Source organism: Teredinibacter sp. KSP-S5-2 (assembly GCF_032773895.1).
GTDB lineage: Bacteria > Pseudomonadota > Gammaproteobacteria > Pseudomonadales > Cellvibrionaceae.
The window spans coordinates 1830510-1850499 of the sequence record NZ_CP120416.1 but is presented as its reverse complement, the minus strand read 5'-3'; the positions used below and the strand labels follow the sequence as shown (position 1 = coordinate 1850499).

At 41.8% G+C, this 19990-nt stretch carries 22 protein-coding genes and 1 tRNA gene; 2 read left to right on the top strand and 21 right to left on the bottom strand.

Translation table 11 applies throughout. The features are described 5' to 3' along the window. Nucleotides 1-11: 11 nt before the first annotated feature. The 16 genes from tgt to P5V12_RS08325 form a co-directional block, all read right to left on the bottom strand. Nucleotides 12-1130 carry a tRNA guanosine(34) transglycosylase Tgt gene (tgt, locus tag P5V12_RS08400; protein ID WP_316956905.1) on the bottom strand — a complete coding sequence of 373 codons (1119 nt, stop codon included), beginning with the start codon at nt 1128-1130 and terminating at the stop codon, nt 12-14. A 12-nt stretch (nt 1131-1142) separates the two neighbouring features. Next, nucleotides 1143-2213, bottom strand: a complete 1071-nt coding sequence (gene queA / locus P5V12_RS08395) for a tRNA preQ1(34) S-adenosylmethionine ribosyltransferase-isomerase QueA (protein WP_316956904.1) — start codon at nt 2211-2213, stop codon at nt 1143-1145. Nucleotides 2214-2218: 5 nt separating this feature from the next. Beyond that, a complete protein-coding gene (locus P5V12_RS08390; protein ID WP_316956903.1) occupies nt 2219-2638 on the bottom strand; it encodes a SufE family protein in 420 nt (139 codons plus the stop codon). Between the two features lie 92 nt (nt 2639-2730). Further along, nucleotides 2731-3606 (bottom strand): sugar phosphate isomerase/epimerase, encoded by an 876-nt coding sequence (locus tag P5V12_RS08385; RefSeq protein ID WP_316956902.1) that lies wholly within the window; start codon nt 3604-3606, stop codon nt 2731-2733. 305 nt (nt 3607-3911) lie between these two features. Next, entirely contained in the window at nt 3912-4445 is a 534-nt protein-coding gene (sufT, locus tag P5V12_RS08380) for a putative Fe-S cluster assembly protein SufT (protein WP_316956901.1), read from the bottom strand. A 94-nt stretch (nt 4446-4539) separates the two neighbouring features. Further along, a complete protein-coding gene (locus P5V12_RS08375; RefSeq protein ID WP_316956900.1) occupies nt 4540-4896 on the bottom strand; it encodes an iron-sulfur cluster assembly accessory protein in 357 nt (118 codons plus the stop codon). 10 nt (nt 4897-4906) lie between these two features. Next, nucleotides 4907-6136, bottom strand: a complete 1230-nt coding sequence (locus P5V12_RS08370) for a cysteine desulfurase (RefSeq protein WP_316956899.1) — start codon at nt 6134-6136, stop codon at nt 4907-4909. Further along, a complete protein-coding gene (sufD, locus tag P5V12_RS08365; protein ID WP_316956898.1) occupies nt 6129-7454 on the bottom strand; it encodes a Fe-S cluster assembly protein SufD in 1326 nt (441 codons plus the stop codon). The genes P5V12_RS08370 and sufD overlap by 8 nt, the downstream gene beginning before the upstream one ends. Then, on the bottom strand, nt 7455-8216 hold the full coding sequence (sufC, locus tag P5V12_RS08360) for a Fe-S cluster assembly ATPase SufC (RefSeq protein WP_316956897.1): 762 nt from the start codon (nt 8214-8216) through the stop codon (nt 7455-7457). It abuts the gene before it with no gap. 176 nt (nt 8217-8392) lie between these two features. Next, nucleotides 8393-9829, bottom strand: a complete 1437-nt coding sequence (gene sufB, locus P5V12_RS08355; protein ID WP_316956896.1) for a Fe-S cluster assembly protein SufB — start codon at nt 9827-9829, stop codon at nt 8393-8395. 126 nt (nt 9830-9955) lie between these two features. Continuing rightward, nucleotides 9956-10450 (bottom strand): Fe-S cluster assembly transcriptional regulator IscR, encoded by a 495-nt coding sequence (gene iscR / locus P5V12_RS08350; protein ID WP_316956895.1) that lies wholly within the window; start codon nt 10448-10450, stop codon nt 9956-9958. A gap of 201 nt (nt 10451-10651) precedes the next feature. Further along, nucleotides 10652-10738: transfer RNA gene (locus tag P5V12_RS08345), tRNA-Leu, on the bottom strand. Nucleotides 10739-11714: 976 nt separating this feature from the next. After that, nucleotides 11715-12191 (bottom strand): hypothetical protein, encoded by a 477-nt coding sequence (locus tag P5V12_RS08340; RefSeq protein WP_316956894.1) that lies wholly within the window; start codon nt 12189-12191, stop codon nt 11715-11717. A gap of 910 nt (nt 12192-13101) precedes the next feature. Further along, nucleotides 13102-13452 (bottom strand): hypothetical protein, encoded by a 351-nt coding sequence (locus P5V12_RS08335; protein ID WP_316956893.1) that lies wholly within the window; start codon nt 13450-13452, stop codon nt 13102-13104. Between the two features lie 102 nt (nt 13453-13554). Then, a complete protein-coding gene (locus P5V12_RS08330) occupies nt 13555-13779 on the bottom strand; it encodes a hypothetical protein (protein ID WP_316956892.1) in 225 nt (74 codons plus the stop codon). A 515-nt stretch (nt 13780-14294) separates the two neighbouring features. Next, nucleotides 14295-14621 carry a hypothetical protein gene (locus P5V12_RS08325; protein WP_316956891.1) on the bottom strand — a complete coding sequence of 109 codons (327 nt, stop codon included), beginning with the start codon at nt 14619-14621 and terminating at the stop codon, nt 14295-14297. A 472-nt stretch (nt 14622-15093) separates the two neighbouring features. Here P5V12_RS08325 and P5V12_RS21780 point away from each other — a divergent pair, with 472 nt between their 5' ends. Together P5V12_RS21780 and P5V12_RS08320 are read left to right on the top strand one after the other, a co-directional pair. Next, nucleotides 15094-15246, top strand: coding sequence for a phage integrase N-terminal SAM-like domain-containing protein (locus P5V12_RS21780; RefSeq protein ID WP_410483327.1), 153 nt, complete (start codon nt 15094-15096; stop codon nt 15244-15246). A 567-nt stretch (nt 15247-15813) separates the two neighbouring features. Next, entirely contained in the window at nt 15814-16503 is a 690-nt protein-coding gene (locus P5V12_RS08320) for a hypothetical protein (protein ID WP_316956890.1), read from the top strand. 285 nt (nt 16504-16788) lie between these two features. On the opposite strand, the gene P5V12_RS08315 is transcribed toward P5V12_RS08320, so the two are convergent. From P5V12_RS08315 to P5V12_RS08295, 5 genes are all read right to left on the bottom strand, one after another. Continuing rightward, the gene (locus P5V12_RS08315) at nt 16789-17256 is read right to left on the bottom strand and encodes a DUF6174 domain-containing protein (protein WP_316956889.1); all 468 of its coding nucleotides are present in this window, start codon (nt 17254-17256) and stop codon (nt 16789-16791) included. A 95-nt stretch (nt 17257-17351) separates the two neighbouring features. Beyond that, nucleotides 17352-17765 carry a nitrous oxide-stimulated promoter family protein gene (locus P5V12_RS08310; RefSeq protein WP_316956888.1) on the bottom strand — a complete coding sequence of 138 codons (414 nt, stop codon included), beginning with the start codon at nt 17763-17765 and terminating at the stop codon, nt 17352-17354. A 164-nt stretch (nt 17766-17929) separates the two neighbouring features. Next, nucleotides 17930-18247 carry an antibiotic biosynthesis monooxygenase gene (locus P5V12_RS08305; protein WP_316956887.1) on the bottom strand — a complete coding sequence of 106 codons (318 nt, stop codon included), beginning with the start codon at nt 18245-18247 and terminating at the stop codon, nt 17930-17932. Nucleotides 18248-18314: 67 nt separating this feature from the next. Then, entirely contained in the window at nt 18315-18641 is a 327-nt protein-coding gene (locus P5V12_RS08300) for a hypothetical protein (protein ID WP_316956886.1), read from the bottom strand. A 112-nt stretch (nt 18642-18753) separates the two neighbouring features. Continuing rightward, a complete protein-coding gene (locus tag P5V12_RS08295) occupies nt 18754-19209 on the bottom strand; it encodes a hypothetical protein (protein WP_316956885.1) in 456 nt (151 codons plus the stop codon). Nucleotides 19210-19990 lie beyond the last annotated feature (781 nt).

Here is a 19990-nt window from a genome sequence, read left to right as displayed (position 1 = left end):
AAGAATACGGCTTAAAGTGCAAAAGTTGGCCGAACTTTACCCTGTCGATCATAGAACTCCGACACATAACTCGTTAAACGGTTTTGTTCGATTGCCTCTCTCAACTCAGCCATAACCCGTTGGTAATGTCGTAAGTTATGAATAGTATTGAGCTGAGCCCCCAGAATTTCGCCGCATTTGTCCAAATGGTGTAAATAAGAGCGGCTAAAGTTTGTACAGGTGTAACAATCGCAATGTGGGTCAAGGGCATTCGTGTCATGCCGATGCACCGCATTCCGGATTTTCACCACACCTTCGGTGGTGAATAGGTGGCCGTTGCGCGCATTGCGAGTGGGCATCACACAGTCAAACATGTCTATGCCCCGGCACACAGCCTCCACAATATCCTCAGGTTTACCAACTCCCATGAGGTAGCGAGGGTGTGCCTGAGGCATTTTGTCGGAAAGATGGTTAAGAATGCGGATCATATCCTCTTTCGGCTCGCCCACAGACAAACCTCCGATTGCATAACCATCAAAACCAATATCAGCTAAACCTGAAAGAGAATCGCTGCGCAGCTGTTCGTACATTCCTCCTTGAACGATGCCAAACAATGCATTGGGGTTACCTTGGTGTGCAGCCTTGGAACGCTTGGCCCAACGCAAAGAAAGCTCCATAGAATAGCGAGCCTCTTCCACCGTTGCAGGATATGGTGTGCACTCATCGAAGATCATGACGATATCGGACCCTAAATCCCGTTGCACCTGCATTGCCTTCTCCGGGTCAAGAAACACCTTGCTGCCATCAATGGGAGATCGAAAGCTGACGCCCTCTTCCGTAATCTTACGCAGGTCACCCAAGCTAAACACCTGAAATCCACCAGAATCGGTAAGGATAGGTTTATGCCACTGGGTAAAGTCATGTAAATCCCCATGCGCTTCCACCACTTCGGTTCCCGGCCTCAACATCAGATGAAAGGTATTACCGAGAATAATTTCTGCGCCTATGTCTTCGATGTCTTTGGGTAACATGCCTTTGACCGTGCCATAGGTGCCAACCGGCATAAAAGCAGGTGTTTGCACATTGCCCCGAGCAAATTGCAACTCTCCTCGACGAGCTAAACCGTCGGTTTGTTTTAATTCAAATTTCATTAATACACACACTTAAACCTGAAGCACATCACGAGAAATAACCTCGTTTTTCGCATCAGGATTTTTAGTAATAAACATGGCATCGCCATAACTGAAAAATCGATAGCTGTTTTCGACTGCAACCTTATATGCCGACATCGTATTTTTGTACCCGGCAAAAGCCGAAACCAACATCAACAAAGTGGATTCCGGCAGATGGAAATTGGTGATTAACGCATCAACTACCCGGTATTCATAACTCGGGTAGATAAAGATATCGGTATCCCCCTGAAACGGCTGAATACTGCCCGATTGCGCAGCAGTTTCCAGACAGCGCACACTTGTGGTTCCCACTGCAATCACACGTTTACCTTGTGCTTTGGTTTGATTGACCATATCACACACCTCGGAAGACACATCCATCACCTCGGTGTGCATATGATGATCAAAAATGTTATCGACCCGAACAGGTTGAAAGGTGCCTGCTCCAACATGAAGCGTCACATAAGCCAACTTGACGCCCTTCTCTTTCAGCTTTTGCAACAAGGGTTCATCGAAATGCAAACCAGCGGTTGGCGCTGCAACGGCGCCATCTTTACGAGCATAGACGGTTTGATACCGTTCCCGGTCTTCAGCCAAATCCTCGCGATCAATATAAGGTGGCAATGGCATGTGGCCAATATTCTCTAACACTTCTATTGCGCTTCTGCCTTCGGGGAAACGCAAATGAAACAACGCATCCTGGCGACCGATTACCTGAACCGGTGTGTCCCCTTCCAAATAGATTTCAGTACCGGCTTTAGGTGAACGACTGGAACGTATATGAGCAAGTACTTCATGCTGATCGATCACCCGTTCAACAAGAACTTCGAGTTGCCCTCCAGTAGCCTTAGTACCAAAAACACGAGCAGGAATGACTCTGGTGTCATTAAAAACCAGTAAATCCCCTTCGTTTACACAGTCTAATATGTCACCGAAGTGGCCATGCTTTATTTCGCCACTCACACCATCCAGCTGAAACAAGCGGCTACCTGTACGCTCAGCCGTGGGCTGTTTGGCAATAAGGGACTCTGGGAGGTCGTAGTAAAAATCTTGGCGATGCATAGCGCTTACTCAGATTGGGCAAAATCAACAATGCGTTTTACCATTGCCCGTAAACCATTGCCCCGCGTAGGGCTTAAATGCTTGAGCAATTTTAGCTCTTCAAAAAACGCTTCAATATCGAAGTCGATGATTTCCTGGGCAGTTTTGCCGTTGTAGGCACTCAGCACGACCCCAAGTAAACCTTTAACAATGAAGGCATCACTATCGGCATCGAACCACAGTTTGCCGTCTTCACGCTTACACACCAACCAAACCTGGCTCTGGCAACCTCGGACAATGTTGTCGTCAGTTTTACTCGCCTCATCCAACCCACTTAACTCTTTACCCAAGTCAATGATGTACTTATAACGCTCTTCCCAGGAATCAAAAAAGCCCAGGGTATCGATAATGTCTTCTGGAGTAATACTGGAGCCAAACGGGTTCATAATCTGCCTATCGTGTAAATGAAGGCGGCATTATACAGATTCTGACCATTTTGCGGAGTCGAGGTTTAGTGGGGATAAGATTAACTCTCCCCCTATAGATACGCCTCATCGATATAAGAGTCTAACTGGCGCTTGGACAATTCAATGGCTTTCTTCAACTCCATTCCCGGTGGGTGCTCCTCCTGCTCGATCACCAGCCATTCGGTCGCGACGGCACGATTGGAGGCAATCAATCCACGCCAATTCGTCCCATCGTCACCAATTAATGGAGAAACTCCGGGAGACCCCTCAAGCACCAACGCACGATAGTGGACCGTCTTGGCTCTATTTCCATAACGAAGAATATAATCCCCTGGGTGAACCCCGGCATATTTAGCCCACCCCACATCCAATTGAAGGATTAAGCTTTCATCTGTATTTAAGGCGATATAATCCCAAAAGGTTTTCCCATTGTATGGTGCGAACTCATATTGATGATTATGCACACCCAGCGAAAACCCCTGCTGATTCAGAGTCTCCGACCAAACGTTAAGCTCAGCAACAAACTCTTGAACACCTTCAGGATCCCAAGCTCTTGGGTCCCATCCGATAATCAGAGTTTTAACTCCTAGGGTTTTATAAAAGGCTAAAGTTTGATTGATCCGGGAATCAAGCAAGTGATCCCGGGCAACATGCGCAGCACTGACCTCTAAATTCAGCGAATCCAATAAACGCTTTAAGTCTTCAGGTCTTTCAGCATACTCACCAAATTCGTAGGCAAATTCCACACCGTCAACCCCTAACGACGACAACCATTTTAAGGTAGATGTAATATCAGTTTTGACTTCATGCCTTAACGGCCAAAGTTGGACGCTGACTTTAGGTCGAGCAAACAGTTTCTCTTTAGATTCATCTGTACCGTGGGAAAACAACGTACATCCGGTTAAAAATAGAAAAGGAACTAAGAGGAGGACAATTCTTTGATACATCGAAAGAACCTTAAGCAAAAATACGACATACTATCAACCGAGCATATAGAGATGTTCAGATGATATACAAGAAGCAAATATAACTTACCGTATGTCAATATTTAGATAGAAGGCTTAGGGAAACGTTTTATTGAGGACGAGTTTTATGAGAGACAAAAACTAACGCGAACAATTAAATCAGACAATAAAAAAATTAACATAAAAATATTAACGGAAAAAGCGTTAATCAAGAATTAAAATTGATAATAACAGGATTAGCTCTGACAGGCTGAACCGCCAATCAGAGCGGTAAAAGAGACAACCTGCTAAAAAAACATTCCCGTTTCAAGCTGAGCTTCTTCGCTCATCATCTCCCGACTCCATGCAGGATCAAACACCAAATCCACCTTAACACATTTTACATTTGGTACTTTTGCCACACGGTATTCAACATCACCCACCAACACCGGGCCCATACCACAGCCAGGGGCAGTTAAGGTCATCTTGATTTTTACGCGCTTGTTCTCCTGATTCACTTTTACTTCGTAGACCAAACCCAGATTAACAATATCTACTGGAATTTCAGGGTCGTAGATAGTATGCAAAGCTTCCCAAACCTGCTCCTCATGAATACTACCATCTGCCGGCGGCTCAAAGTTCAGCTCTTGAACCTGTAACCCCAAAGCATCGGCATCTGTGCCATCCACACGCACCATATTGCCGTTGTACACCAAAGTGTAGTTGCCACCGAGGCTCTGCGTGAGAGTAATAAAGGTATCTTTAGGAATGGTAACCTGATCCCCAACCGGAACTAACCGTGCAGGGCAATCTCGAGTGGTCACAATTACGCGTTTTTCCATAAGGTAGATCTCGTTCAATGGAAAAGAATTTATTCGTGCCTAGCCTATAAGGGTATGGCTAAATGCATTTGATGCTAAACAACAAACAATGTATTTAATTAACAGAAAAACTTTCGCCACAACCACAGTAGTCTTTTGCATTCGGGTTCAGAAATTTGAGCTGTCGATTTAAACCTTCAGTGACATAATCAATTTCCGTTCCCTGCACTACCTTAACGGCATCAATATCAATATATAAAACAGCACCATCTTTCAACGGATAATGGAGATCTGTTTCTTTGTTTCCGTCTTCCAAATCCAGCTGATACATATAACCTGTACAACCGCTTTCTTTCACCGACAAACGTAAAACTTTATCTGGGTTTTTCGTTAATTGCGCGCACAGATGCGTTACTGCCTGATCAGTAACAGAGATAACTTGCTTGCTTGGATCAAAGGAATCAACTGTCATATGCAACGTCCTATAGCAAAAACATTTTTGCGGTTTCCAAACCGGCAAACAATGCGTCAATTTCTTGTTTTGTATTATAAAAACTAAAGCTGGCGCGAATAGTTCCGGGAATTTTATATTGGTCCATTATCGGTTGCGCGCAATGGTGACCGGTACGTACAGCAATACCTTTTTGATCAAGAATCATCCCGACATCAGAAGGATGCGTGCCTTCCAGCAAAAAGCTCAATACACCGGTTTTATTTTTTGCCCGACCAATCAAGTTAAAACCATCAAGTTTTTCACCCAGACTTACCGCGTAGTTGAGCAATTCCGCTTCATGCTCTGCAGCGGCTTTACGATCCAAACCATTCAAGTACTCAATCGCGGCAGCAAAACCAATGGCATCTGCAATATTTGGCGTACCCGCTTCAAATTTATAGGGAAGTTGATTATAGGTTGTGCCAGCAAAGCTGACTTGCTCAATCATCTCCCCACCGCCTTGATAAGGGGGCATAGATTCTAGCAATTCACGCTTACCATATACCGCACCAATACCAGTGGGGCCAAACATTTTATGTGCCGAAAACACATAAAAATCGCAATTCAGTTTCTGAACATCAATATTCCAATGGCCAACAGATTGCGCACCATCAACTACAACTTTCGCACCCACTTTATGGGCAAGTGCGATAATTTCCTCAATAGGGTTAATCGTTCCCAACGCATTGGACACATGTCCAACCGAAACTATTTTTACCTGCTCGTCCAGTAAAGACTTAAATGCATCAAGATCAATGGTACCTTCCGCATCAACAGGTATAGGTTCAACGTTAGCCCCTTTCTGCTGGGCAACCATTTGCCAGGGAACAATATTCGAGTGGTGTTCCATCGCACTCACTAACACTTTATCCCCTGCCTCCAACACCATACCGCCGTAACTGGAAGCGATAAGATTCAAGCCTTCAGTGGTTCCACGAACCCATAACACCTGGTCACTGGACTCAGCGTGAATATAATCTTGCACCGCACGACGCGCAGCTTCAAAGGCTTCAGTGGCTTCATTACTCAACGTATGTGCCCCACGATGAACATTGCTATTCATGTGCGTATAGTAATGACATATCGCATCAATGACGTGTTGCGGCTTTTGTGTTGTCGCCGCATTATCCAGATAAACCAACGGCATACCATTAACCACCCGCTTTAAAATTGGGAAGTCTTCACGAATTTTTAATACATCGAATACTGTTTTAGTCATCTTGATCGTCGTGCAATAAATGGCTAACCAGGGATTCATCCCTGCCAAATACCCGTGCCAGCTTTGGACGAAGATAATTCTGAATTTCCTCAGACGGAAACTCCCTCAAAACTTCATTAATAAATCCAAAACTTAACATCACCTGCGCCTCTTGCCGGCTTACCCCCCGACTTTGCAGGTAAAACATTTCTTTTTCATTAATCTGACTAACAGTAGCGCCGTGAGCACAACGGACATCGTCCGCGTAGATCTCCAGCTCAGGCTTAGTATCCACTTCGGCCTGATTTGAAAGTAAAAGATTTTTATTACTTAACTCAGCCAGTGTTTTCTGCGCATCAGGATGAATATGAATTCGTCCGTTAAAAACCGCTTTAGCGCTGTCCGCAATAATACCTCGAAAAACCTCATTACTAGTGCAGTTTGGAACACAATGCTCAATTTCAGTGTGATAATCCACTAGCTGTTTATTTTGTGGGATATACACACCCTGCATTTCAAGGTGCGCACCTTGCCCGAGGTGGTTAACCTGGTAATCGACTCGATTTAATTCACACCCCTGGGCCAACAAATACGCATTCAAGGTCGCATTGGCAAACAAGTTTGCATGAACACCGCCCGTATGGAGATTGTTTTCATTCTCCATATTTAAACGGTAGTGAGTAAGCTGCGCACCGCTAGACAAATGAAATTCCGTTAGCGTATTACTAAATACCGCATTGCTATCACTAGTAGAAATAAATTGCTCGATCACCGCTGCCTGGGCATTATCTTCAAGAACAACCAATAATCTGAGCTGGGCGAGCACGTTAGTCTCGACTCCAGAGCTAACATTGACAACGCGTATGGGCTTATCAAAAACGATATTTTTCTCGACGTGCAACAACACTCCCTCAGTAACTAACGCATTGTTGAGCGAGGCAAACTGATGTTTCTTCACATCAACAATTTTGCCCAGATTCTTTTGAATAATACTTTGCTGAGTTTCATTAGCCTGGCTAAACAGAACCGCCACCTCAGGCAAAGCATCATCGGAAAGCTCCGCAGAATAAGCGCCATTTACAAACACTAATGTATGCGAGTCTAACTCTGGGATTTCAAACAGGGATTCATCAAGGTCACTCGTCGCATCGACACTTGACCACTGAAAAGCTTGTGTTGTTAATGAGCGCAATGGCGTGTACTTCCAACGCTCAGTCTTGCGTGTTGGCCAAGGTGTATTTTGCCATTGGTTTGCACCTTCGGCTCGCAATGCGCTTAACCATGCAGGTGCTTTTTGCTGGCTCGCTAAGTTTTCAACCGATGTGACAAATTCAACCATTTATGCCACCTCTATACCGGCTTCTTTTGCCAACCAACCGTAACCTTCTTTTTCCAATTTAAGTGCAAGATCTTTATCGCCACTTTTAACGATTTTCCCATCGGCTAGCACATGAACATAGTCAGGAACAATATAATCAAGTAAACGCTGGTAATGAGTTACCACAATAAAACTACGTTCTTCACTGCGCATGGTATTCACCCCATCGGCAACCACCTGTAGCGCGTCAATATCCAAGCCCGAATCCGTTTCATCCAAAATACAAAGCTTCGGTTCCAACAACATCATCTGCATGATTTCGTTACGCTTCTTTTCTCCGCCGGAAAAGCCCTCGTTGACGCCACGCTTCAGGAAAGACTGATCCAAATTCACTGCCTTACATTTTTCTCGCGCCAGTTTAAGAAATTCAACAGAACTAAACTCTTCCATCCCCAAAGCTTTGCGTTTTGCATCCACAGCAGCTTTCATAAACTCCATATTGGACACACCAGGAATTTCAACCGGGTATTGAAAAGCCAAAAACAAACCATTTTGTGCTCGCTCTTCTGTTTCCCAGTCAAATAAATTTTTACCGGAAAAAGTGACAGCACCACTGTCGACGGTATAGCCTTCTCGACCAGCCAGCACATTTCCTAATGTACTTTTTCCCGCTCCGTTAGGCCCCATAATCGCGTGAACTTCGCCGGGGTTGATTTCCAGATTTAACCCTTTCAGAATTTGTTTTTCTTCCACACTGGCATGTAGGTCAGAAATTTTAAGCATCGTCAAAACTCATTCAAATTTTAAATTTTTGCACCAAGAATACTAAACACCGATTCAATGACTAGTGTCAGCACCGCAAGCTATGGGTAGATATTTTTATAATCCAGGGAGCCTACAAACTAAATAAAACAGCCAAACTTCGGGCAGAGCCAAAGCTACGACAAAATTGCTGATTATTAACCAACAGAGCCTTCCAAGCTGACTTCCAACAACTTACCCGCTTCAACGGCAAACTCCATTGGTAATTCCTTAAATACCTCTCGGCAAAAACCATTCACAATCATGGATGTTGCTTTTTCCGCATCAATACCACGTTGTTGGCATAGGAATAACTGATCATCACTCACTTTTGAGGTGGTTGCCTCATGCTCAACCACAGCGCTAGGGTTTTTACTTTCAACATAGGGGAATGTGTGTGCGCCACACTTGTCACCAATCAGCAACGAATCACATTGAGTGTAATTACGTGCCCCATCCGCACCAGGATTCATCCGCACCAAACCACGATAAGCGTTCTGACTTTTACCTGCTGATATCCCTTTGGAAATAATGGTTGAACGGGTATTTTTACCCAAGTGGATCATTTTGGTTCCGGTATCCGCCTGCTGATAATTATTGGTTAAAGCCACCGAATAAAACTCACCAACACTATCATCCCCTTTTAAAATACAGCTTGGATATTTCCAGGTCACTGCGGAACCGGTTTCAACTTGAGTCCAGGAAATTTTTGCTCGGTTATGACAGATACCACGCTTGGTTACGAAGTTATATATGCCACCTTTCCCCTCAGCATCTCCCGGATACCAGTTTTGTACTGTGGAATACTTGATTTCAGCATCATCCATTGCAATCAGTTCCACAATCGCAGCATGCATCTGATTCTCGTCACGCATGGGCGCAGTACAGCCCTCCAGATAACTTACGTAGCTGCCTTCGTCAGCGACTATCAGTGTGCGTTCAAATTGTCCGGTATTTTGTTCATTAATTCGGAAATACGTCGACAGCTCCATCGGACAACGTACCCCTTTGGGGATATAAACGAAGGAGCCGTCAGAGAATACCGCACTGTTCAAGGCGGCATAAAAGTTGTCTTTTTGCGGAACAACAGAACCCAAGTATTTTTTTATTAGCTCAGGATGTTTGTGCACTGCCTCACTTATTGGGCAAAAAATAACACCCGCCTCTTCTAACTTTTCTCTAAAGGTGGTGACAACAGATACCGAATCGAACACCGCATCAACGGCGACTCCCGCGAGCATTTCCTGCTCGTGCAAAGGAATACCCAGCTTGTTATAGGTTTCGATTAGCTCAGGGTCGACTTCATCCAGGCTTTTCGGCTTGTCATCCATACTCTTAGGTGCGGAATAATAAGAAATTGCCTGGAAATCGACATCAGGATAGCTGACATGGGCCCACGATGGCTCCTCCATCTCCAGCCAGTTTCGGAAGGCTTTTAAACGCCATTCGGTCAACCACTCAGGCTCACCTTTTTTATTTGAAATAAAACGAACCACATCCTCATTAAGACCAGGAGGCAGGGTTTCAGATTCAACATCGGTATGAAATCCAGCTGAGTATTCGTGCTTAATGAGGTGCTCAACTTGTTCAGACATATATCTTTCTCAATACAACCAAGAATAGGCAGGCATATAGCTTAGCTGCACGCCCAGCCATGGACGCGCACACTACCACAAATCCACATTTTATGTGGAGAAATAAGGCAATTGAAACGGTATCAGCTAGATATTGCTGATCTCGATCTCCGATTCAACGGTTTCTGACGCTTCAGGCTCTTCAACCTGCGCATCCTGGCGCTCACGGACAGACTGAATATCCTTTCTGTCCACCAGCTCCTGCAACGAAATGTTGCTTAAAAACTGATGAATCTGTGCGCTCAGATCCTGCCATAGATAGTGAGTTAGACAGACATCACCGCCCTGACAACCCTGCTCTCCAGAGCATTTGGTAGCATCAATTGATTCATTAACCGCATCAACCAACTCTGCAACAGAGATCGTCTCCGCTTCACGGCCGAGTAAATAACCACCACCTGGCCCGCGCACACTCTTAACCAGAGCCTGTTTACGGAGCTTTGCAAAAAGCTGTTCGAGATATGAAAGAGAGATTCCCTGTCTTGATGAAATATCAGCCAGGCTGATGGGACCAGACTCTTGGTGAAGAGCCAAATCGAGCATTGCTGTAACGGCGTATCTGCCTTTTGTAGTTAGACGCATATCGATTACCAGGTATGTTAGCTAGTAGAAATTATCAAATATCCTAGTATTTTAGTCAACTACTCAAAATTTGTACATTTTTTTATTCGAGCACTAATTAACAGAAACGGTTTATAACGTCCCGAACACAGACTAAACGTATTCCAAATCGAATGATTTGAGAGGTTTTTCAAAAAAGATTTTAAAAACAAGGAGTTAAGATGGTACCAGAGGCCGGACTCGAACCGGCACGCTTTTAAGGGCGGGGGATTTTGAATCCCCTGTGTCTACCAATTTCACCACTCTGGCACTTCAGATGCAGGTTTTGTTTGCTGTCCTGCTTGAAAGAGCGCGGAATTATAACAGCGCTTTTCATAAGGTCAACCTAAATATTTTTGGCTAAAAAGCAAACAACCCTGCAAAAGGAGCAAGGCACTATAGCTTTAATCTCAGAATACAATTAAGTAAGAAGTTACACTCCACAGGAAAAATACAATCGATATTTCCGACGATGATGAAGAAAGCTATAAACTGAGAATATAAAGCTGTGGCTGGAGATTGAAACCACAGCAGCGTGCTATGCACCTATATTTTAAAACCAACTACCATTCTTTGCTTTCACAAAGCGCTTAATGAAAAGAAATCCAACATCAATAAAAATGTTGTTTAACGAGTATTGGACAATATACTGCAAACCAACTGAAAATAATCAAGCCCCTTCTTGGTTAACGTTTTTCTGTCACGTCAAAAACAGTTTAAGGAGCCTCGATTTCTTTCGCTGTGAATCAGCAACGTGAAAGCTACTGAGTTATGGTCGTGATGGATCTATTCACGCATTGAATCATTGGCGTCGCAGTCTGTCGCATGCTTATGCAATTCGATATAAACAAACACTACCAAAGAATTTAAGATCGGATAACGACCCAATTTTTGAATTTCGTTATTGGTGGACAAATATCAACATAATGGATATAGAGGAAGTTAAATCTATTCCTGGTTTTTCGACCTCTCATCCATTTATTGAACATATCACCAGCATCACTCAAAGAGGGTTTCTCCACCACACTTTACTTTGGACTAGCCCCCACTTACAATGAAAACTCAATCAATTTAAAGACTATTACAACCAAAACAGAACTCGTTCTCCCAAGTCGGAAAAACCACCAACAATTGAGCATTCCAAAACCGAAAATTGTTCAAATTATTTATAGAAAAGCTACTTCCAAGGACTCTTTCGACTACCAACTCTTTCTTAAAACTATGAATTCGTCAGGAACATCTGATATTAGCTTCCAGAATTACGCAACTGATCTAATTGTTCTCGTTTCGTTCGTGAAATCCTGGAAGAGATCATCAAAAAGCTAACAATCACTCCAATAAAAGTGAAAAACACAGTAAATAACACCCAGGAACCAGGACTATCTGAAAAACGATGTGTTAACCAACCAAAAACAACCAGATACACACACCAACTGACGACATTGGCTACCAGTACTGCTGAAAATAGCTTTTCAGCCGAGCCAAAGTCCTTAAACACAACTACAAAAACTAGCCCTAAGACTCCCGATACAACACATCCAATAAGGCTCGCTTTTAAAATAGTGTAAGCTTTATCAACTCGGCTAAAGTTAATCTTTTTATCCCTCTCATCAACTTTGCGATGCTTTCCAACAAACGAGTAATATGCACATAAAAAGAAAAATCCTGAAACACCAAAAGTAATACTTATAAAAACACCAGGACTGGGAATAGGATCAGACACAAATAAACTTCGGATTAATATCCATGACGCAAGCAGTAAAACCGCACCTCCCATTAGGGAACACAACCACCCAACTAAAGAATGCTTAAAAACCATGAATTACCCCCAAGTATCAACCAATCCCCAAAAGTCCAAATCTGAGAGAACCTCTAGAACGGACTCTAAATTAAAAACAAAAACCTTAAATCACTGCTATAGCAACTATTTATCCAGATTGAAGTGTTCTGTACTCTCATCATATATTCTTAGCAGCAAAATACTGCCTTCTTTTAGCTTATTCAAGCCCTCATAGATATGAGAAGCAATTTAGTTATTAGAATGCAACTCGTCCGATTTAAAGTAAAGACTATGAGTTATAGCTTCCTTTTGCACTGGTCTTACCCACATAACGCCGTCAACACTAGCGAGTGTCCGCCCCATGCTCAGTAAAAAGATAGCCTCTGGCTTTGTTAGATACTTTTCTTACGCAAAAGCAAATATCCTGCTATAGCCCCAAAAACTGGCATAAACTGTACCACCAATACATGCGGCCATTCGCGTATTAGCTCGGAGGGTATTGGCTCCTGAAAATAGATGAACATTGCAGGCACAAACCAGCCTATCAAAAATACCACTAACAAATAAACATTTACCTTGCCAAGAACTCGACATAAGGTATTGGTTATAACAACAAAAGTTAGAAATACGGGTAATGAAATTATGAACAGATCTACAGCTACGACAGCAAGCTTTCCATTGGAACTCATAAATTCTTTTAGAAATTCTGGCAACGGCCAGCTCCCCATTACTCCGCTCCAATAATGGGTCGGAAGATAACTTACGACCCCGACCAAAATGGATAAAACACAATCCAATATCCCTATCTGGTTTTGCCTCTGACTCAAACCAACCCTCACCTAGCTAATCCAAATTAGTTGCATAAGACTGGCCTATTTTCTTCAAACTTCTTTAGTACGTTCCTTTGGTAGCCTTCAACGAGAACTTCACCTGAAACGAAATGCTCGTACAAAACACCTTTTTTAAGATGCATTTCTGATAAATTTTGCGCCACCAAATGTGACCATTGTGAAAGCCTACACTTTCTCTCAATTGGTTCTAGCTCAATTAACTCCAAGTAAGAAGACAGATTTGTAGACATCTCTCCTACTTTATTTGCTTGAATAGTTTCCATTCGAAATTCTTCCATAAGGCTATACATAATAAAAGCCCCAAGAAGAACACCAACGGACAAGACTGAAAATGTATATATAAGCTTTTTCATAAGTAACGCTCAACGGGTCGAGGCCGCGTAGCGAGCGAAGCCGTGTATCGCCTCAAGCAATGGTGCTTAGAACCCAATGCCTTGACTTGTTCTACGTTTTTTCTAACTATCATCGGAACACTGCTCATGATAGCGAATTAATTTTTTTAAAAATTTAATATTATCTTCACTAAGACTTGATGAGCAATCCACTAGATCTTGTTCTAAATGTCCGCGTTCTAGATTATCAAGTGCTGCAGCAACGAGATGAATTAGCCCATTGAAATCATATACCCCAACATCTGCTCCATAATCTCTTAAATAATTTTCTACTTCTTTATAGTCCATAGTATCATTTTGTACTTTTACCTTGAACGCCGCTATTTGCGACAAATTTAAAGTGGAGTAACTTGCACTAGTGTAGCGTTAAAGCACAAAACGAACCACGAAAAATTTTTCCAGCCAGATTGCAGGCAATGCAACATGGCCTTGTTAAGGCTGAGACTGATACTTGATAAATTTACAATTAACCGAACCAGATTCATATTTCGTACAATTTAACTCGACTTTACGACCTTTGTGAATTGGAATATTAGCCGGCAAGTGAATTAACACATTTTCAACACCCTGTATTTCTACTGTAGCTACAACATCAGATCCAGTTCTTCCTTGGTATAAACTTGTCCCTACAAGAACACCAACATTAGCGAATGACTCTACCTTATCCCCTCTATACACGATGGCGAATATTGTAATTGAAATTACCGAAGCAAGAATAACAAAACCAAATATCGTAAAATTTCGTTCACTTATATTAATTGATCGCGCCCTCTTACTCTTCGATTTGCCTTGTTAACTATATTTTACTTTTTTAAACTTAAGCTTGTTGCTCCAGTTGGATTACAAGATGTTCCAGTGCAAATTAAATTATCCGCACGTAAAATCTTTCCTGTTGCAAAGGCTGCCATACAAAGAGATAGGTAGCGATCTAATACGGCCTCTTTCAAGCTGCTGCTTTCTGTAAATACCAAATCTCTATTCTGATTATCCGTAGAAGATACTCCTCGGAGCAATATGTTTCCAGAAGGTAAGGCTCTACAAATGCTAATTTCAAGATCATGATGCTCTTCTGCGTAAAGACCGCTAGAGACGCCAAGTAAAACTAGAATAGATAGTGTTTTTTTGATCATTTTTAGATTTTTCCTTTATGTGCTTTTATGTTCGACTTGCTGCTTAACAGTTTATTCTACGCATCATGTGCTGATACCCCCTTGTGTGCATATTTCTTTTCTGCATTTATATTTTTCTTGAAAATCAAGGGATTAACTATATCATACGGTCAAAAAGCCGTACACAAAGTATAAAACCACCTGGATTTTTGTCGCGTAAAACACCTATCCGCTCAACAACGTAATGACATAATCCTTTGATTTTAATAGACTTCCAATGAATACTGATAAATAAGCTAGCAAGTTTTGCGCATTAGGTACGTATAACTCCAGCGAACAAGCCCCTCAAGAGAGTTGAAAACGGCTCAAATTACTACATATTTAAACAGACCAATTTAAATACAAGGATTGTCATGGAAGATATCCCAATAAACTTGGAGAACGAACCTAGTCCTTTTTTCAATGTACTCGTGACGCCATTCGTATTAAAAGCATGGCTTACAAAACAGAAAAGACGTATTCAACTTGGCTTAGACGATTTATCTACTTTATGAGAAAGTGCCGCAGGAGTTCTGTAGACTACACGAAGGAATCTAGTTTTCTTACATATCTTGCTCTGCAACGCAATGTTTCTCCAAACACATAGAAAACCGATCTCAATGCTTTAGCCTTTTTATATCACGATGTATTAAAAACACCCTTATCTGATATAGTCCATACCTATCCAAAAAACCCAACCGAATTCCCATAGCTCTGACACACAGCGAAGCGCTTGAAGTAATTTGTCGGCCAAAAGACTCCACTAAACTCATCGCAGAACTCATGTATGGCTTAGGATTACGAATTTCTGAGTCTATCCGCTTCAAAGCACCTGACGCTGTCGCCGTATTCAGCTTATTTAAAACACGATTATCAAAAACAAAAAGCAACTGTCTCGCCGCATATTATTGCTACAGCCAACAATGGGACAATAGAACAACTTTTATCTTATGTTTTCACCTGCAGCTTTTAACTTTAATACATATTCCATTTGCCATTTTCCCAAAAAGTTGATATTTTTTAACAACTCCTCAAGGAGTGAAGGAAAACGATACAAACATACGCCGCTCTCACTTTCAGTAAAAAATCAGTCCCCTATCGAAGTATCTTCATTGGATGGAGATTTTACTTTTATTGCAAATAAGTGGTCAGCAAAACTTACAGGAAGTTTTATATGTCTATAAAAAAAATGCTTAAATATATTGGATCTGCTCTCGCATTATTACCTTCAGCGGGAATCGCCGGGGTTATTATTCAAGCTCAAACGATTAGCTCTAACGCCCCTATCTACGACAATACATACAACTTAAGTAATGTAATAGATCAAAGCGGCTTGAGGTGGAACTACACCTCTGGCGTGACTGATTTTGATTTTTACCTATCATCAAATACAGATGGCCGCCCGCCGATATCTCACGAAAATGTAGCAGAATATGGGCTGGGTTTTGCAGAAGGAGTCTCGGATATATCATTATTATTGGGTTTTGGAGAATTAGTAACCATCGAATCTCTTGCTCTTTGGAATCGGGCCACAGGAAGTCAGGGAATTAAGACATTTAGTTTGACAGCATCTACAGACGCTAGTTTTTCATCTGAAATTTTTATCGGTAACTTTTTTGCCGACACTGGGTTAAATTATTCAGGAGATTCTCTCGCTCAGACCTTTGAATTCACCCCTGTGAGCGCATCTTTTGTCAGAATGGATATCTCCAGCCACTATGGCAATCTTGGTGTATCATTCGATGAACTCGCATTTGAACGCCATGTCAATGTTCCAGAACCAAACCCACTATTTTTGTTTGTCATAAGTACACTGCTAATTTCTGTGAGATATAAGCTAGCCACCTGGATAAGCACCAAGTGAAATAGGATTTTCACTAAATGGTATTTCAACTAGCCTGCTAGTATTCAACCTAGATGCCGAACCCGGTCGAATAGTTTTACTATAGGAATAGTTGCAACATGGAAATCGGTATAAACCAGTTATGATAGAGTTTAATAAAATTTATTCCTTAACCCAAAGATAAAAAGGCCGTGGGATATTACACTCTCCCACGACCTAAAAATAATTGATTACCTTGGCCTAACCTTTACTTATATAACCCAAGCTTGGTTTAAACTAAATTGAAAATCCTTTCAATTATCTATTCTATATTTCCCTAAAATCCTCCACAGCAATGAAACACTCGTCATCAATTGTATCTCTCCGCCAGTCGATATCCACCTCAGATGGATAGCCGATATCACTGTAGGTAACATCCAACATCTCGGCACTTTCAGATATACGTTTTATCTCTTCAAAAATTCCCAGTATATTGCGCTTACCAGCATCACAACCAGGTGATTCTTCGGGATCACAATAGAGTTTCATATCAAAGAAAAGGTCTTCGCCGTTTTTATGTATTACTTGGTAAGAACGAAAAAGCATACACCCTTCGTGAACGACATATGAGTAAGCATTGGGCTCGTTCTTCAACCACACGCCCAACCTTTCATCAATTCTGGCTTTTCGATTTTCAATTTCTAACTGAAGATAGAAGCCATAGAAAACGTAGACAAATACGACGCCTACCACGCCAATTGAAATAGACGAGAAGTAGTGTTTTAAGTCATTCATAGTAAGCACTACAAATCATAAATGACAAAGTTAGTAACGAACTCCAAAAGTAGAAGTTATAGCAGTAATAAAGTTTTAAGCGGCTGCTAAAAAAACTAACCTTTTTCCCGCATTCTTTTACGCTTATTTGACGCGTTTATTTTCGGCTTTTCCGCCGCCAATCGGTGTTCGTGAAACAGGTGACGCAAAGCCAATATAGGATGCGATAGCAGCATTCTTGGACCGCTATACTTCATAACCAGACGCATCTGCTGCTTCTGTTCTGGCTTATAACAATGAATGGGACAGCGATTACATGTCGGTTTATCTTGCCCATACGGGCAGCAGTCTAGTCGATGGGCGGCGTATTCAATTAAATCGCTACACTCAGAGCATAAATCTTTACCGGGGTCTCTATCTTGCTGGTGATGGTCGCGACAATAGCGAAGAACCATATAATAAACAGTTTTAAACTCAGTTTTTAATGAACCTGTTAGTAATTCACCTTTATCTCTAGAGTCGAAAACCATTAAAACATCCTCTACCATCTGTAAGGTAGATTATAGAATAATGATGAAGTGCATGGCAGAGGCTACTTTATATAGGCAACTACTTTTCGGCACTCAGATCAAAGACTTACTTGATAGGGGAACCCCAAATACTAGAATACAACTAACGAAAAGTAGCAGACGAATCAAACCCCATAATCATGCTCTACTTTTGCGACTCTGACTTTAAATGTGGAATACCATCTTTCATAACCTAGCTTTTGAGCCACTTTATGCTCCAGATTGGCTTTCCACCTTTTGATGGATTCAAGGTTAGACCAATATGAAACCGTTAACCCCAATTCTTCCCTCGCAGATTCAACCCCCAAAAAACCAGGTTGCATCGCGGCCAACTCAAGCATCTTTTTTGCCATATCACCATAACCGTTGTCACCCTCGGTACGATGTGACGTGAAAATTACCGCGTAGTACGGCGGCTCTGGTGTTTTCGCTATTAGAGACATGTGATCACCTCACTTGCCAACCTTAAACTAATCGAACTCGAGCATTAAGTGCCCGCTTTATGAATATCTATATACTGGCCAGCCCAAGTGCAAAACCAACAAAAACACACAATACCCCAACGAGCATACTGTATTTGGCAAAAAGGGCTCTGGTCAGATCAGATTTACCTTGTTCCTGAACCTTTTTACTGGGTGAAGCTTCGAAACCACGACTTAGAACCCAGCTAAAAATACCAATAGTTTTGCCCAAATCAACAAATGACGTTCCACGGGGTGATCCCAACTTTAGCCATTGGACTTTATCATGCTCTTCCAGTGTTTTAGCCAGAGAAACAAAACTAATGGAAACAGCGCCTACTACAATTAAAACAGAACCGATAACAAGAACAATCATTACTCGCCCCTCTGACTACAATTTTTCATATAGTATAACACCGCTATTTTATACAGTTGAAATGTCAAAAGCTCATCGATACCGGCCTGGCGATACACATAGAATAAATATACTAAGCACCAACAATAGACTGGATTCGTTTTCGAAGTGCTCGAAAACCAAGACCTATAAACAATAGAAATAAGGGCCCAACTAAATGAGGCCCCCTGTGTAGAACGGATACAGATGGAATAGAGGGTAAGTAATAAACATTTACAACACTATAGAACTCTGGCACTTTCATACCAATTGGGAAGCAGAAACAAACCAAATTACCTCGATACTCTTCACCATGAACTGAATAAGTGTACTCGGCTTTAACCCAAGAAAAAGAACCACTAAATCTTCCTAAGTTCCCATTTGGAGCGAGATTAAACGCCCCTCCGTTATACCTCCCTTCACCACTTCGCTCAACCCTCCCATCCGCTTTAGTCCAACATAATGTACTTATACTAATGAAAGCAATTAAAACGGCAAAAATCATTAGTAGGAACTCAATGGTTTTTATTCTTATTAACGCTTTTTCCATAGCAACGACCTTTCAAACATTTTTAACCAAAAAATTATAAAAATCACTCTGAACAAACAGAAAACCTGATAAATATAATTCTACTTACTACTGATATTCCAATCACTATACATCTTTGTACACTCATTCGACCCCGTAATTATGATACGCAAAGCGACAACATTCTTGGAGTCACACATTGATTAAATTCATTCGTTTATGCAAACAATTAATGAAGTAATATTTAACATCCAGCCATTCCTGACAACGCTAAAGGGAAAGACCCAGCTCTTAACTATAAGGAGAGTTTCCCATACTCCACATTTATTTTAGTTCCGAATACCACAGTTCCCGCTGAGAACATACTCCCTTTAAACCGTAATGATTAATGCGCGTTTTGTACAAAGCATCACACTAAAACTAACCCTCTTCCCTCGCCCGATATAGATGCCATGTTTTTACCATAAATTGCAAAAAATTTAACCACTACCCATTTTTGGCTTCTGCCCATACCAGATAATTTGCCTTCTTTATCTATAGAAGCATGAACTTATTGAATGCAGCACTAGCAGAAGCGAGCAAAATTGGTTGGTGCACAGGCCAGCACAAATCAAATAACGAATACATTAATTTATATTCTATCTGCTTAAAAGCATCTTACCCACCGCTTTAGCGGTGGATTTTTAGGTTGTTTAAGTCACGACTGGTATGCAAGTAGAAATGACTTCCCCCGGAAAATGGCACCCACTGGTTCTTTCTTCTACTATTAGATAAATATCCAATAAGAATAATAAGCGTTTAA

Bases quoted from the DNA above. Each gene is read 5' to 3' on its own strand.
- P5V12_RS08370 (WP_316956899.1), bottom strand. From the start codon at position 6,136: ATGACTAAAACAGTATTCGATGTATTAAAAATTCGTGAAGACTTCCCA.
- P5V12_RS08390 (WP_316956903.1), bottom strand. From the start codon at position 2,638: ATGAACCCGTTTGGCTCCAGTATTACTCCAGAAGACATTATCGATACC.
- P5V12_RS08310 (WP_316956888.1), bottom strand. From the start codon at position 17,765: ATGGTTTTCGACTCTAGAGATAAAGGTGAATTACTAACAGGTTCATTA.
- P5V12_RS08320 (WP_316956890.1), top strand. From the start codon at position 15,814: ATGTCTATAAAAAAAATGCTTAAATATATTGGATCTGCTCTCGCATTA.
- sufD (WP_316956898.1), bottom strand. From the start codon at position 7,454: ATGGTTGAATTTGTCACATCGGTTGAAAACTTAGCGAGCCAGCAAAAA.
- P5V12_RS08325 (WP_316956891.1), bottom strand. From the start codon at position 14,621: ATGATCAAAAAAACACTATCTATTCTAGTTTTACTTGGCGTCTCTAGC.
- P5V12_RS21780 (WP_410483327.1), top strand. From the start codon at position 15,094: ATGGCTTACAAAACAGAAAAGACGTATTCAACTTGGCTTAGACGATTT.
- P5V12_RS08330 (WP_316956892.1), bottom strand. From the start codon at position 13,779: ATGGACTATAAAGAAGTAGAAAATTATTTAAGAGATTATGGAGCAGAT.
- P5V12_RS08315 (WP_316956889.1), bottom strand. From the start codon at position 17,256: ATGAATGACTTAAAACACTACTTCTCGTCTATTTCAATTGGCGTGGTA.
- P5V12_RS08375 (WP_316956900.1), bottom strand. From the start codon at position 4,896: ATGACAGTTGATTCCTTTGATCCAAGCAAGCAAGTTATCTCTGTTACT.
- sufT (WP_316956901.1), bottom strand. From the start codon at position 4,445: ATGGAAAAACGCGTAATTGTGACCACTCGAGATTGCCCTGCACGGTTA.
- sufB (WP_316956896.1), bottom strand. From the start codon at position 9,829: ATGTCTGAACAAGTTGAGCACCTCATTAAGCACGAATACTCAGCTGGA.
- P5V12_RS08385 (WP_316956902.1), bottom strand. From the start codon at position 3,606: ATGTATCAAAGAATTGTCCTCCTCTTAGTTCCTTTTCTATTTTTAACC.
- P5V12_RS08305 (WP_316956887.1), bottom strand. From the start codon at position 18,247: ATGTCTCTAATAGCGAAAACACCAGAGCCGCCGTACTACGCGGTAATT.
- iscR (WP_316956895.1), bottom strand. From the start codon at position 10,450: ATGCGTCTAACTACAAAAGGCAGATACGCCGTTACAGCAATGCTCGAT.
- P5V12_RS08335 (WP_316956893.1), bottom strand. From the start codon at position 13,452: ATGAAAAAGCTTATATATACATTTTCAGTCTTGTCCGTTGGTGTTCTT.
- queA (WP_316956904.1), bottom strand. From the start codon at position 2,213: ATGCATCGCCAAGATTTTTACTACGACCTCCCAGAGTCCCTTATTGCC.
- sufC (WP_316956897.1), bottom strand. From the start codon at position 8,216: ATGCTTAAAATTTCTGACCTACATGCCAGTGTGGAAGAAAAACAAATT.
- P5V12_RS08300 (WP_316956886.1), bottom strand. From the start codon at position 18,641: ATGATTGTTCTTGTTATCGGTTCTGTTTTAATTGTAGTAGGCGCTGTT.
- P5V12_RS08295 (WP_316956885.1), bottom strand. From the start codon at position 19,209: ATGGAAAAAGCGTTAATAAGAATAAAAACCATTGAGTTCCTACTAATG.
- tgt (WP_316956905.1), bottom strand. From the start codon at position 1,130: ATGAAATTTGAATTAAAACAAACCGACGGTTTAGCTCGTCGAGGAGAG.